The sequence below is a fragment of the Erythrobacter sp. 'gip.4 top 5' genome, from assembly GCF_056495765.1.
Genome location: NZ_CP200270.1, coordinates 893,236 through 907,224, shown reverse-complemented (window position 1 = coordinate 907,224; position 13,989 = coordinate 893,236). Strand labels below are relative to the sequence as shown.

The 13,989-nt window shown below is 60.3% G+C and carries 13 protein-coding genes; 11 read left to right on the top strand and 2 right to left on the bottom strand.

The features are described 5' to 3' along the window. Position 1: 1 nt before the first annotated feature. The 11 genes from ACRANW_RS04355 to ACRANW_RS04305 all read left to right on the top strand — a co-directional run bounded on the left by ACRANW_RS04355 (position 2) and on the right by ACRANW_RS04305 (position 10,499). A complete protein-coding gene (locus ACRANW_RS04355; protein WP_479433315.1) occupies positions 2 to 1,672 on the top strand; it encodes an ABC transporter ATP-binding protein in 1,671 nt (556 codons plus the stop codon). Then, positions 1,669 to 3,570 (top strand): asparagine synthase-related protein, encoded by a 1,902-nt coding sequence (locus tag ACRANW_RS04350; protein WP_479433314.1) that lies wholly within the window; start codon positions 1,669 to 1,671, stop codon positions 3,568 to 3,570. Before ACRANW_RS04355 ends, ACRANW_RS04350 begins: the two co-directional genes overlap by 4 nt. 1 nt (position 3,571) lies before the next feature. After that, complete coding sequence (locus tag ACRANW_RS04345; RefSeq protein ID WP_479433313.1) at positions 3,572 to 3,724, top strand: lasso RiPP family leader peptide-containing protein; 153 nt, start codon at positions 3,572 to 3,574, stop codon at positions 3,722 to 3,724. A 139-nt stretch (positions 3,725 to 3,863) separates the two neighbouring features. Further along, on the top strand, positions 3,864 to 4,730 hold the full coding sequence (locus ACRANW_RS04340) for a hypothetical protein (RefSeq protein ID WP_479433312.1): 867 nt from the start codon (positions 3,864 to 3,866) through the stop codon (positions 4,728 to 4,730). Continuing rightward, positions 4,727 to 5,890 carry a 50S ribosomal protein L11 methyltransferase gene (locus tag ACRANW_RS04335; protein WP_479433311.1) on the top strand — a complete coding sequence of 388 codons (1,164 nt, stop codon included), beginning with the start codon at positions 4,727 to 4,729 and terminating at the stop codon, positions 5,888 to 5,890. Before ACRANW_RS04340 ends, ACRANW_RS04335 begins: the two co-directional genes overlap by 4 nt. A 71-nt stretch (positions 5,891 to 5,961) precedes the next feature. Then, positions 5,962 to 6,246, top strand: coding sequence for a PqqD family protein (locus tag ACRANW_RS04330; protein WP_479433310.1), 285 nt, complete (start codon positions 5,962 to 5,964; stop codon positions 6,244 to 6,246). Between the two features lie 30 nt (positions 6,247 to 6,276). After that, a protein-coding gene (locus ACRANW_RS04325) for an IS630 family transposase (RefSeq protein WP_479431320.1) occupies positions 6,277 to 7,337 on the top strand; the annotation gives its coding sequence in 2 pieces (ribosomal slippage) (positions 6,277 to 6,769 and positions 6,769 to 7,337; 1,062 coding nt in all). 138 nt (positions 7,338 to 7,475) lie between these two features. Then, on the top strand, positions 7,476 to 7,862 hold the full coding sequence (locus tag ACRANW_RS04320; RefSeq protein ID WP_479433309.1) for a lasso peptide biosynthesis B2 protein: 387 nt from the start codon (positions 7,476 to 7,478) through the stop codon (positions 7,860 to 7,862). 137 nt (positions 7,863 to 7,999) lie between these two features. Further along, the gene (locus ACRANW_RS04315) at positions 8,000 to 8,296 is read left to right on the top strand and encodes a hypothetical protein (protein ID WP_479433308.1); all 297 of its coding nucleotides are present in this window, start codon (positions 8,000 to 8,002) and stop codon (positions 8,294 to 8,296) included. 182 nt (positions 8,297 to 8,478) lie between these two features. Next, entirely contained in the window at positions 8,479 to 9,768 is a 1,290-nt protein-coding gene (locus ACRANW_RS04310; RefSeq protein WP_479433307.1) for an O-antigen ligase family protein, read from the top strand. After that, the gene (locus ACRANW_RS04305; protein ID WP_479433306.1) at positions 9,765 to 10,499 is read left to right on the top strand and encodes a hypothetical protein; all 735 of its coding nucleotides are present in this window, start codon (positions 9,765 to 9,767) and stop codon (positions 10,497 to 10,499) included. The genes ACRANW_RS04310 and ACRANW_RS04305 overlap by 4 nt, the downstream gene beginning before the upstream one ends. A gap of 879 nt (positions 10,500 to 11,378) precedes the next feature. Here the strand turns inward: ACRANW_RS04305 and ACRANW_RS04300 are convergent. Together ACRANW_RS04300 and ACRANW_RS04295 are read right to left on the bottom strand one after the other, a co-directional pair. Continuing rightward, the gene (locus tag ACRANW_RS04300) at positions 11,379 to 12,581 is read right to left on the bottom strand and encodes a polysaccharide biosynthesis/export family protein (protein ID WP_479433305.1); all 1,203 of its coding nucleotides are present in this window, start codon (positions 12,579 to 12,581) and stop codon (positions 11,379 to 11,381) included. Beyond that, positions 12,578 to 13,951 (bottom strand): glycosyltransferase family 4 protein, encoded by a 1,374-nt coding sequence (locus ACRANW_RS04295; protein ID WP_479433304.1) that lies wholly within the window; start codon positions 13,949 to 13,951, stop codon positions 12,578 to 12,580. Before ACRANW_RS04295 ends, ACRANW_RS04300 begins: the two co-directional genes overlap by 4 nt. Between the last annotated feature and the right edge of the window lie 38 nt (positions 13,952 to 13,989).

Sequence of the window (13,989 nt, the reverse complement as noted above, 5' to 3'; positions counted from 1 at the left end):
CATGCAGTTGGCATCGCTTGGGCATTGGGCAAAACGCTTCCGCCGTGATTTGGCCGTCATTGCCGGCCTTTCGCTCGCAAGCTCTATAGCGACGCTGGCCGTGCCATGGCTGCTGGCGCAATTAGCGGGCGGCATCGTCGGCGATATGCCAATTGACCCTCGCCAAACCCTTGTTCTGCTAGCCTTGGCGCTGCTGGGTTTGACTGCCACCACAGTGCTGGTGACCATTGTGTCCGAACGGGCTTCGGGCAATATTCTGGCGCGGCTGCGCGCAGAAACACATGACCGTGTGCTCGCCATGCCCATGGCTTTTCACGATCTCAGCCGAAGCGGCGACCTGCTCAGTCTGATGAGTCACGAGGTTGAAAATCTTAGCACCTTTCTGACGTCAACGCTGGCACAGGTGCCATCAATGCTGGTGACGGCGATAGGTGCCTTCATCATCCTGCTGTTCATTGATCCGGTTCTGACCTTCACATTCCCAGTCCTGATCCCGCCGTTCTTTCTTGGCATGAAGTGGCTTGGCCGCCGGCTTCGCGTACTCGGCCGTCAGGTGCGGCAGGCCGAGGTGGATATTGTCTGGATGGCGGAAAGCGACATCGACATGCTTCCGGCCATCAAGGCGTTTGCGGTCGAGGACGAACAGCGCGCGCGTTACCTGACAGCTATTGAACGTGCGCGGTTGCTTAAGCTGAAGCAGGCCCGGATCACGGCATTTGTCGGGCCAATGGTGGCATTGGTTGCGGCATTTGCGGCAATTGCAGTTTTGATGACTGGCAGCAGCGCCGTCGAGACTGGAGAGCGCAGCCCCAGCGAGTTGTTCGCCTTCCTCCTCTACGCAGCATTGCTGACGCGTCCGGTCGGAAGCCTTGCCAGCACCTATGGCAGCTTTCAAATTGCCAAGGGCACACTGGCGCGACTGGAAGCCTTGTTCGCGATGAAGCCCGAACCTGGCTATGCGGTGATGCGCCAGATTGATCGGGCTGCGGGCGCGATTGCGCTTGAGGGCGTCGGGTTTGCCTATCCTGGCCGCCCCCCTGTGCTAAAGGATGCCGATCTTGCCATCGCGGTCGGCGAAACCATTGCGCTGACGGGGGACAACGGGATCGGGAAGTCGACGCTGGTGAACCTGATCCTCGGCTTCTATCAGCCCACTGCCGGTCGCATCACGCTCGACGGCGTGGACATCGCCGATCTGCAGGTGCAGGAATTGCGCCGTCAGTTCGGATATGTTCCGCAGCGCCCCTTGCTGGTTTACGGCACGATCGCGGAAAACATCGCGTTCGGCGTGCCAAACCCGGATACAACGGCGATTGCCGAGGCAGCCCGCTTGGCGCAGGCCTCGGACTTCATTGATCGTCTTCCCCGCGGACTTGAAACGGAAATCGGCGACGATGGCGTGCGCTTGTCAGGGGGGCAGCGTCAGCGGCTCGCTCTCGCCCGGGCGCTCTACCGTGATCCGCCGATCTACATCTTTGACGAGGCCACCAGCATGTTCGACCTCGACGGAGAGACCGCATTTATCGAATCCTGTACCCGGCTTCTTTCTGATCGCACCGTGATCATCATTACTCATCGTCCGGCCAGCCTCGCGCTGGCGGACAGGATCATCAAGCTGACGCCCGGCGGCTTCACCATCGAGCCAGCGCCCGGACAGGCTGTCAGGGCATGAGCGGCATCTGCGGTGTGACCCGGTTGGACGGGCGCATGGCCGCCTCCGAAGAACTTGACGCTGTTCTGGCGCGCCTTGCCCGACGCGGGCCGGAAGGCCGCGCAACGTGGTGCGAGGGACCGGCTGCGTTTGGTCATGCGGCGCTTGCCGCCACGCCAGAGGCACTGATCGAAGCTCTTCCCCTTCGCCATCCACAAAGCGGCTGCGTCATCACCGGCGATATCCGCATCGACAATCGCGGCGAGTTGCTGACGGCGCTGCGACTGGATGAAGCCGAGCGGGTGATTGGTGACGGCGAACTGGTGCTTCGGGCTTACCTGGCTTGGGGCACAGCCTGTCTTGACCGGTTGTTGGGGGATTTTGCCTTCGCCATCTGGGACGCACCACGCCAGCGTCTGCTGTGCGCCCGCGATCAGGTCGGCATGCGTCAGCTAATCTATCACCATTCGCCTGCGCATCTGTTTGCTTTTGCCACTGATGCCAGCGCATTGGTGGCCCATAAAGGCGTGCCCAGCCAGATCAACGAAGGCCGGATTGGCGACTTTCTCGAAGATCTTGAGGCTTATGATCTGACGTCTACCTTCTTTCTCGATCTTTATCGGCTGCCTCCAGCCCATGCGCTGATTGTGGAAAACGGGGCCCTGCGGATATGGCGATATTGGAGCCCAACACCACCATCGCCGCTGCGGCTGAAAGACGACCGCGCCTATGCCGAGGCATTTCTGGACGTCTTTACCGAAGCCGTGCGCTCGCGGCTGCGGGCTCCGCCCGGCAAGCTCGGGTCAATGCTGTCCGGCGGCATGGATTCCGGGTCGGTTTCAGCTATTGCCGCATGGCTGTTACACGCTGCGGGGGCGCCTGCCCTTCCGACATTTTCTGCCACCACGGCCGTGCCTGGCTGTGTGGAAACCCGTGCGATCCGTGCGGCCCAAACTCTGACACACCTCGCCCCGACCGACATCGCGATCGAGGATTTCGAAAACTACGCCGACGAATTGTTGCATTTGGCGCGGTATAGTGACGAACCATTCGATAGCCCGATGGCGTTGCTGCGAGCGATCTATCTTGCCGGCCACAAGGCGGGGATCACCGTCATGCTCGATGGCGCGGCCGGTGACACGACGCTGATGGCGGATGACATGGTGGCTTGGCGCTTGCGACGGGGAGACGCGTTGGGCGCATGGCGGGAAGCGGCAGGCGCGCGGCGCTTTTGGGGTCCGGATATGTCGGCTAGCAAAGCCTTGGTGCAAGCGGCGAAAAAAGTCCTCGTGCCCGAATGGTTGCGTTCAAAAAGGCGGGAAAAGTTCGCGGCGAGCCAGCAGCAGCGCATGGAACAAACCAGCATGATTGCGCCCGAATTTGCTCGTCGCGTTGACATGGCCAGGCGCCGCGAGACACATGGTCGCCACGTATTCCGGAACTTTAACGGTCTGCACGATGATCGCTCTACACTTGTGCTGCACCCTTACGTGGTGCTGGCTAGGGAGCGCTATGATCGGGTTGCCGCCGCATTGGGCATTGAAGTGCGCGACCCTTTCCTTGACCGGCGGCTGATTGATTTCGTGCTTTCACTTCCCCCCGATCAGATTGAGCATGACGGTTGGCCAAAGATCATCTTGCGCCGGGCAATGTCCGGAGTACTGCCCGACACCGTGTGCTGGCGAACCGGTAAGGAACATAGCGGTTGGCGGTTTGAGGAGGCTGTGACAGCGCGATGGCTCGCCGGGGACCCACGCGGCTGGCACGAACGGTTGACGCCTTTTGTCAGTTTTGAGAAGCTAACATGGATAATGGGCCAGCGTCAGGACGAGTTAGCGGTTGCAACACGAACCACCTTGGGGTACTTGTTTTGGTGGATGTCCCATAGTCCGGGACCAAGTGATTGTTCGGAGAAGTAACATGGCGAATCGCATCACCTCATCGGAAAGCAAGGCGCAATACTCGAAGCCGAAGCTGGCGATCTATGGCGAATTTGCCAATTTGACCGCTGGTGGGACAGGCTCGCTTATTGAAGCCTCCGGGATGTCGGGAATGAGGCAGGTTCGTCCCTGACGTTACTTTCGCGATTGGCATCAAGGGTGTTCGATCGCTAGTTATGAATAGATACATCTCGAATAGGGGCCCGTTCACTTCGGGCCCCCTTTCATCATGGCGTTTCGAAAGTCTTGGAGTTCAGATACCCCAAGGGGTTTTGATCCCGAAGTTTCCTGAAATTTCCGGCGATGATGAAACGCCTGCTCCAACAGTCGAGCGGAATGGGCAAAAAGTCACAATTCATTTTCATGATGTAGCCCGGTTCGAAATCGATTTTTCATCGAGGACCATCACCGGGTTTGGCTTCGAGCCTGATACTGATGACTTTGTTATACAGCACATTCTTGACGATCATCTTGCTCCCCGCATTTTAGCCGAGCAAGGATCGCTGGTTCTTCACGCCAGTGGCGTGCGTGTTGGCGATTCGGCAGCGGTCTTTTTGGGCGAGACAGGTGCAGGCAAGTCCACCCTCGCCGCCAGCCTGCATCAGGCAGGGCACCAGCTACTTGGCGATGACGCGGTGATGGTTGCCGCCTCGGCAGGCGGCTTCACAGCGCAGCCTGTTTATCCGAGCCTGCGACTTTTCCCCGAAGCTATCAGCAAGGTGCTGGATGAAGTGACGACAACGTCACCCATGGCCTATCATTCCGATAAGGTGCACGTCAGCCTTGCATCGTTGCCCGAACGGGCCGGTGATCCGCTGTCGCTGGCAGCTATGTTCTTTTTGTCAGGCGATGGTTTCAGCGGCGATAGGATGACCGATCCCGAAGTCATGCCGCTAGACCGAACTCGGGCGTGCATCAAGCTGGTGGAGCAAAGCTTCACGATGGACCCGCATGATCAAGCCTGCGCATCGCGCCGATTGGCTGCACTGTCCAAGCTCGCGTTGGCTGTCCCGGCGTTCACGTTGTCTTATCCACGCGATTTCGCCCGGCTTGATGATGTGCATCGACTGATCGAAACGACGATGCAAAGCATCGCAGCAGCGCCGCATTTAATTCACGGGGAAGTTAGCAAAAAATGATCCGGGCTACTGGCTACGATGTTGCGTCGTACGGCGAAATGATCGACTGCGAACCGCGGATGGGGGTTTACGTCGAAGCCTTGCGACGCGCCATTACCCCTGGCTGTACTGTGATCGACCTCGGCGCAGGTTTTGGTGTTTTTGCGCTGCTCGCCTGCAAGTTTGGTGCGGGTCATGTTATCGCTATCGAACCTGATCCATGTATCGAACTCTTGATGCCGCTGGCCCGAGCCAATGGCTGCGCTGACCGGATCACCGTGGTGCAGGACCTGTCCATCAAGTACGCGCCAGAGCAGAAGGCTGATGTGGTCGTATCGGATTGCCGCGGCACGGTCCCGCTGTTTGAACATCACATTGCCACGGTCAAAGACGCCCGCGATCGGCTGCTCGCACCAGGCGGTACATTGTTGCCCATGCGCGACACATTACGCGTCGCCTTGGTCCATTCACCAGAAACCAGTCGCGTCCAACATTATCCTTGGCGGTCCAACGATTACGGGCTGGATCTGAGCGCGGCGCAGACCTTTGTCGCAAATTCACAGAGCAAAGCCGCTCTGGATGCTGATGCATTGATGAGCGAACCGCGCGATCTCGCGATCATCGACTACCGCACGATCACCAACCCAACGCTTGATGCCACAGCCGAGCTTTCGGCAACTTGTGCCAAAATTGCGCATGGTTTGCTGGTGTGGTTCGACGCCGAGATCGCCGACGGTCTGACATATTCAAATGCCCCAGGCCAGCCGCCGCTTGTCTATGGTCAGATGTTTCTGCCCTTTGCCGACCCGATGCAACTCGCAGTTGGTGACAAGGTTAGCGTGCGTATCCGCGGCAATCTGGTTGAAAATCAGTATGTCTGGTCCTGGGATGGCCTGATCATCGATGGCCATTCCGGCGATACGCGCGGCGCTTTTCGGCAATCGACGTTCCTTGGCCGGGTCGTTTCGAAAAAACTTGCCGATACTGGGTCAAACTTGGCAATCCCGCAGCGTTCCCAGCGCATGGCGCTTGATGCTGCCTGTCTTGATATGATTGATGGCGGTACGAACCACGACGAAATTGCCAAGGCGGTGATGGCGCAGTATCCCAGCCTACTTCCTGATTATAGCCGCGCACTAAATCATGTTGTCGCACTGCTCTTGCGTTACAAAGAGGATTGAGTGCAGCGCGGTCAGGCGTATCGACGGCGGACCCTACTTCGCTTCCACACTAGAAATCTTGGAGTTTGCGCGTGACTGATATTCTCAACGTCCATTGGCAGATCAGCGATCAAGCGGTCGCCAACAGCGTCGGCGATGAAATGGTAGTGTTGCATCTCGCCAATGGCACTTATTTCGGGCTCGATCCAGTCGGGGCGCTGGTGTGGGGGACGGCTGAAAAAGGGGACGTGCCAGCGCTGGCTTGCGATCTAATACTGGAACGATACGATATTGATCGGGCGACAGCAGAAGATGATCTAATACCAAATCCCGATGAGGCTGACTCATGGGGGATTTCCAAGGCGCTGATTTTCTGATTCACCGGAGCAAGCACGAGGAGGCTTGCGATGGCGACGGCGATTGGTGTTCGATCAGATTTCACTTCGCGGGATTTGAGCCGATTTTCCCGACGATGTGACGATCCGGATCAGGTACGGCGGTTGTTGGCGTTGGGCTTGATCCTGGACGGCAGCAGCCGGAGCGAAGCGGCCAAAGCGGCTGGCGTGACGCTGCAGGTCGTGCGGGATTGGGTGATCCGCTTCAATGCTGATGGCCCGGACGGGCTGATGTCACGCAAGGCCCCCGGCAAAGTCTCGATTCTGAGCGATGAGCAGCGCCGCGCTCTTGCGCAGCAAGTTGAAGCAGGCCCGATTCCTGCGGCGCACGGGGTTGTCCGCTGGCGTCTCATCGATCTGGCGCAGTGGGTGTGGGATGAGTTTGGCCTGTCGATTACCAAACAGACGCTGAGCCGTGAGATGCGCGCGCTGGGCTTCCGCAAGCTCTCGGCCCGCCCTCGTCATCGTGGCCAGAAAGCGGATGACATTGCCGATTTTAAAAAAACTTCGCAGGCCAGTTGGCAAAAATCCGACTATCCTTGCCGCACGGCACCGCGATAGAACTGTGGTGGCAAGATGAGGCGCGCATAGGCCAACAGACCAAGCTCACCCGCCGCTGGGCCAAGCGCGGAACCCGGCCCTGTGCGCCCAAAGACCAGCGCCGGGCCTCAGCCTGGATCTTCGGGGCCATCTGTCCCGCCGAGGGCAAGGGTGCTGGCATCGTCATGCCCCGTTGCAACAGCGAGGCCATGAGCATGCACCTCGAAGAGATCGCCTTCCACGTCGCGCCGGGGGCGCATGCCGTCTTGATCCTCGATCAGGCCGGATGGCATGGCTCGGCGGAACTGGTCGTGCCCGCCAACATCACTCTCATGCCGCTGCCGCCCAGGTGCCCGGAGCTCAACCCCGTCGAAAACGTCTGGCAGTTCATGCGCGACAACTGGCTCTCCAACCGCATCTTCTCATCCTACGACGACATCGTCGACCATTGCTGCTTCGCTTGGAACAAGCTCGTCGATCAGCCCTGGCGCATCATGTCCATCGGCATGCGCCAATGGGCGCATGGGTTCTGATCAATGGGACTTGGTATAAGGCAATTTCTTGGCGAACTCGAACAGGGCGATCTGGTCTCGCCGGCCTGATTCGATGATGGCGAGATGAAACATGGCTATCCTCTCAGCTCGCTTTTATTCTACGCTTTGCGCGCCACGATGGCGCTCGCATCTGCGCGCATCGCACTCAACCGGATCACTCCGCACGAAGTGATTGCTCGTAATCTGCAGGTCGCCCGGAAGATCAAGAGCCGGTCACCGAACCAGGATCCGGGCCGGATCGCTGAGCAGTGCGACAGGGTCGCATTTTTTATCAATCGGATGGCCGCGCGCGTTCCGTGGCGGTCCGATTGTCTGGTTCAGGCAATTGCTGGGCAAGGATGGCTAACGGCTAGCGGGATCGTGAGCGAAATCGTGGTCGGCACCGCAAAACACATTGACGGCAAATTTGAAGCCCATGCGTGGCTCTCGGTGGGTGGGATGGTCGTGCTGGGCGGCGATATCGTCCAGTTTTCGCCTTTGCTGACGTCACAAGAGCGCCTGTGAACGGGCGCACTGCTACGGGACGTTGCCACCCTGAGATGGTGGAAGTTGGTTCCTTTACGTCTTTGCACTATCCAACAGTTGCAAAGGTTGCTGCATTGCAGTAGGTACACCTAAGATTTATTGAAAAGGGCTTTTATATGATCAAGACCGTGACACGCATGATGGCCGCCGCCGCTGCGCTAGGCCTCGTGGCAGCGCCGATCGTGGCCCAAGCAAACACGCGCGCCGGCGACTCGAGCGCGGCGTACAGCACCTCTAATGCGCTTCCGGGTCTTGGTCGTTCAGAGTCAGGCGAAGGCCAGAGCGAAGAAGGCGATGGCGGCGCGTTCCTGCTCGGCATCGGCGCGCTTGCTGCGATCACGGTTGGCGTGCTTATCGCCACTGATGTGATCGGCGGCGATGACGACGATTGCGCTTCACCTGGCGCCTGCTGATAAGTTTTCTGCAGGCTGGCCAAGTGCCTGATTGCTGGACAATAATCTAACGCCCGGTACCCAGTACCGGGCGTTTCTTTTGATAGGTGCTGGGCGTCCACCGTCAGGCGACCCGACCCGCGAGAAACCCTTTGGATAAACCCGCGGCAGACCGCTCCGTATTCTGGCTCGTTGGCGCCCTCTTGTTGGTCGCTTTCGCGGCTGGCGGCGGCGGCATTGGCTTTCCCAGGGCCAATCTGGCGGTGCAGCTCTTCGCCCTGGCGGTGCTGGCAATCCGACCAGAGGATGTCCTGCGGTTCTGGCGCGAAGGCCCGCTGGCGCTGCGCGTTCTGGTAGCGGCATCAATCGCCTTGCCGCTTGTCCAGATCATTCCCCTGCCCGAATCGGTCTGGAGTGCCCTTCCGAGCCGCGATCTGGTAATTCGCTCGCTTGCACAGATTGGCGAAAGCGGATGGATGCCGCTGAGCCTTGATCCGCTACGAACGCTGCTGGCTTTCACAGCGCTGATCACGCCGCTGGCGGTACTGTTTTGTGGGTGGACGCTGCTGCGCGATCGCCTGATCGATCTTGGCTGGCTGGTGGTGGCCTTGGGGCTGGTCACGGTGTTGCTGGGCCTAGTCCAAATGGGAGCGGCAAATGACTCAGGCACGCTGTACGGTGCCAGGCGCCCGGGTGAGTTATTGCTGGGCACTTTTGCCAACCGCAACTCGACCGGTCTGTTTCTGACATTTGCGCTGGGTCTCGCCGCGTTGTTGCCCGCGCCGCGCCCCCACCCGGTGGTGCTTCCGGCGCGATTGGGGGTATGCGCACTGCTGCTGATTGCGATTGCGTTGACCCAGTCACGCACGGCGCTTGTGTTGGCGGTGTTGCCGGTGATGGTCGGCACCGCTCGGGCGCTTGGAAGCATGATGCATGGACGCCAGAGATCTTCAGCCATGCGGACGGTGATGATCGGGCTGGGTTCGCTCGCGTTGGTCGGCGTCGGAGCTGGCGCACTCGTCGTCGCCTCACCGGGCAGGATCAGCAGCACGCTTGAACGCTTCGAAGCCAAGGACGATCCGCGCCGTTTCATCTGGGATGACGCTGTATTCAGTGCGGGTCGGTATTGGCCCGTCGGAGCCGGAATGGGCACGTTTGATGAAATCTATCAGGTCGACGAATCACTCGAAAACCTGACCCAGCGCCGCGCCGGCCGGGCGCATAATGATTTTATCGAACTGACCATCGAAGCCGGCGCGCCGGGGCTGGCGTTGGCAGCGCTGTGGCTCGTCCTGATCGGCTGGCTCAGCTGGCGCGCACGCCGCTCCACCCACCGTTGGGCTGGATGGGCCGGGGCTGTCTTCCTGTTGGCTATCGCCTTGCAATCGATCACCGATTATCCGTTGCGCAATCAGACGATACTGGCGTTTGCCAGCCTGGCCCTGCTGTTGCTCACCCGCATCGCAGTTGACAAGCCGAGTCCGCGAACATGATCGGCCGGATCATCTGGTTCGCTGCGCTCGCTGTCATCGCATTGCTGACCACCGGTTTGCAGCTGGACCTGCGGTCACGTTCGGCGCCTGAAATGGCACCATTGGTGCCGCAACCGCTGCGCAATTACGCTCAGGTACGGATCACGCAGAGCGCACTTGCGGGAAAAGATGCACAGGCAGCTCTGGTTGAAGCGAAGCGATTGGTGCGCCGGCGCCCACTACCGGCGGAATATCTTGCACTGCTGGCAGCGGCCGAACTTAAGGCCGGTAATCCACAGGCGGCAGCACAAACGATCCAGATCGCCGGCCAGCGCGGATGGCGCGAGCCCGCAACCCAGGAAACTGTACTGCGCCTCGCGCTTGGGGCGGGGGACAAAGCCGAAGCCGCGCGCCGCTATGCTGCGCTGTTTCTGCGCAGCCAGACGCCTGACGCCCTGCTTGAGGAACTCGGCCCCGCGGTGCTGGCTGAGACAGGTGGTCTTGGTCAGCAGACAATGGCGGCGATCGTTGTCGGCGGTGAGCGGTGGCACTCGCAGTTCCTGCGACGCGGGTCGCAGATCATGCCCTCTGAAGCGTTTATCGCAATTGTTGCGACCGCCACTAAAAACGGCGCCGGGTTTGACTGCAGGGCAATAACTCAGGCAAATCGCGTGCTGAGGCAACGCGACGCCGTTGCGGCGGCGCAATTGCGGGTGATCGCAGAACCGGGATGCCCCGATCTGCCTATGTAGTTGTCTTAGCGTGGAGAGAGATTCGCTCACGAACCGAAGCGGATATCGATTAACGCAGTCATTCTCGCGTTCTGTTCGCCCGATTGCTTAGCGCAGATTACCTGCGGCATTCGGCGCTTTGCCCGCAAATCGCGCTGCAGAATGAAATCCATACTGGGATTGTCAGTCAACCCTAGTTCTGACGAAAGCTTGGAAGAGAGCCATTCCTGCCTTACTTCGGACGACGAAATTGTGGCTGCATCGTGAGGCGTAGGGTATCGGCTGTGGCGTATTTAACCGGCTAGCGCGCATCGCGATTCTTCTGAGGGATTTTGGTGGACTTTTCCTTCCAGCGCTCCGGGATCTTGCCTCACCTAATCGCCGCCTTCGCGTCTTCAGAGTTGCGCTGCTGGACGGTCGGCATCAAGGTATCACTTATGATTTTACCGAACGTCACCAAATACCTGCGTGCGAAACAGCCATATCGTGGCCGAGGTAGCTACATTATCATTGAGACCTAACCCAAGGGACCGTTGGAACGAACGATGACTGGCCGCCCTCACTGCGAGCGATCGGTCGACGCGCTGCCACCAGTAAGCCGCAGAACACCTCAAGATCCACTAACCCTGCTAAGCGCTCCAGCGGACCGCCCACCTCTCTCTGCCCCGACTAATCAGAGAATCCAAACTGTCCCGCCATCGCAGTCTCGGCTCCTTGTAGGTGCCAGTGAGCCAGATTAGCGCCTCAAAGGCGGCGGTTTTCGAAGCCTCCAGGTCGCTACAAATTGCTATGACTTGCCTATCGACCAAGAAGGGCGAATAACCATCGCCATTGGCGGCACGTCTCGGTTTGATCAATCTCCAACCGATCGTCGTGACAATTCGGCGCGCGCATGGCGTCTCAATTGACGGATTGCTGATTTGGCGCAATGACGTTGCCGATGGCGACCGCCGAGAAGGCGAGGCTTGTGACGGTACCGAGAAATTCCCGCAGTTCCGCACCGGGAGCGGTGGACACATACACCACATCGGAGTCGCGGATCATGAAGTCCTGCGCCACAAAGAACCCCCGCGCATCGGCCAGATCAAGGCGATAGACCACCGGCACCCGTCCGTCAGCCGTTGCGGGAACTTGACCCCGCGCTTCCGCTGTCAAAGCTGCCGGTTCTTCCAGCCGAAAAATGAAGACGCCGCGAATATTCGCCTTGTCGTCACGCAAGCCCCCAACGCGGGCCAAAGCTTGCGCAAGGGATATACCCCGCCCTTCAAACGGGATCTCCGCGCTGCGGGCGACGGCACCCAATGCAATAAAGCTATACGGTTGGTGCAGCACCGTCACGACATCCTCAGGCGACATGCGGATGTTCTGCGATGGATCGGCGATGATCGCATCGAGCGACATCGACACAGATTGCCCTGCGCGGCTGACCTGCACCGTGGTCTGATGCACCGGCTGACGTGAGCCTCCGGCAGCCGCGATGATATCGAGCAACCGCTCACCCCGCGGGCCGAGGGGTACATGGCGGCTGGTGGAGACATCACCGAGCACGGTGACGCTGCGCGAAACATTCTGCGTCAACCGTACGCTGACTTGCGGATCATTGGCGCGACCTGCCAGCCGGGCAACGATGGCCCGCTCGACATCTTCGGGCGTGTAGCCCATTACCTTGATGGCCCCGGCAAATGGCACCGAAATTATGCCCGATACGGCCACCACTTGTTGCACCACCGCACGGTTCTGAGCGCCAGGGTCAAGTCCGGGGATCACCGCGCCATTACCAAACAGCACAGCGGGCGGAGCCTCCCATAACGCAATGTCGAGTGTGTCGCCCGCCCCGATCAGCCCTGCGCCCACGCCGCTGTCTCCGAATTCCCTCGCCAGGCTGCGCGCCTGTTCAGCCGCGGCGATGCGGTTCCGGGTCTGCGGGTCGAGATCGACCAGCGCCACCTGTGCGCCATTGTAATCTTGCCCGGCAATCTTGCGCACCTGTCCCGAGGACGGTCCGGCCGACCCCAGCGATGTGCAGCCGGTGAGCACGCCTGCAAAGACCGCCGCGACCAGAAAGCTCCGCTGGCGGTCGCGCAAGAACCAACGCCCTGTCATGCTGCATAAGCCTTCGTGTCTGGCACCGCTGGCATTTGCCCCGCCGCCGATGCAGCGGGAGCAAAGACGCAGGTGTCGCTGCCCATCCGCGCGTAAAAGGCGGTGAGCCGAGCGCGGTAGGCCTCTATGCTGAACCGCGCCGCCTGCTTGCGGCCGGCCTGCGACAATGCGGCGACCGCCCCAGCGTCGCCTTCAAGCGACAGGATCGCCCGCGATAGCCCGCGCACGTCGAACGGATCAACCAGCAGCGCGGCCTCCCCAGCCACTTCGGGAAGCGAAGAGGTGTTGCTGGTAATCACCGGCGTCCCCAGAGCCATTGCCTCCAGCACGGGAAGACCGAAACCTTCGTATAGCGACGGAAACACTACGGCCCGCGCCCCGGCAATCACCGTGGCGAGCGTCTGGCGCGGCAGATAGCCAAGCCACCGGATGCGCTTGGTCTTGTCCAGTGCAGCCAGCTGTTTGATCAGCGCAACATCCCGGTCGCTGCCCCATCCCGGTGCGCCGACAATGACCAACGGGTGCTTTGTCCCGCTTGTCAGATGCGCCTCGAGCAGGCGAGCCACGTTCTTCTTGGGCTCGATGGCGCCAAAGAACAGGTAATAGCCACGCATCGGCGCGCTGAGCAGTCCTTCCACCTCGCGCGCGACCTGCTGTTCTGACACACCTGTCAAAAGGCCTGCAATATCGGTGGCTTGATAGAGATTGGTAACGCGTGCGCTTTCCACGCCCAAAATCCGGATGATATCGGCACGCGAATGTTCAGACACGGTCAGGATGTGATCCGCTTGACGGGCAATAGTTTGGCACAGGGCAAGATAGGTCTTCTTGCGATCGGCCGTGGTGTAGGGCAGCCGCAGCGGCACGAGATCATGCAGCGTGTAGATGTTCGCGGCGCCCTGTGTCTTCAGCGGCAGCGGATAAGTCCAGTGCGCAATATCCGTCGCCCCGACCCGCACCCGCGTCATCCGTCCGGTCACCTGGAACGCGCCGTGCGCAAGGCTGTAAAGACGCGGCGCATTCCAATAGCGCGCACCTCCTAGAGTGCCCCCGTCCCCGCCGCCCAACGCAGGCGGCAGGATCACTTCGCCCGACAGCGCGACTTCGCCGGCGCGGCGCGCGCTGAAGATGCCTTGGGCGGCACACAAAGCCTGACGCGCCCGCCCCGGCGCCTTGCCCTGCGCGGCCATCGCCTCATCCCCCTCGGCAAGTGCGATCTCGGCGAGTAACGGTTGGCGCGCGTGCCCCGCTTGGGTTCCGAACAAGAGGCCCGTTTCATGCCCGAGTGCGTCTGCGGCAGCGGCCAAGATGCGGCCATAGGTCGCAACCCCGGTGCCGTGCGGGCGGGCGATATTATAGGCGTCGATCATGATGCGCGTCATCGCGGCCTCGCCGCTGGAATCTTGCA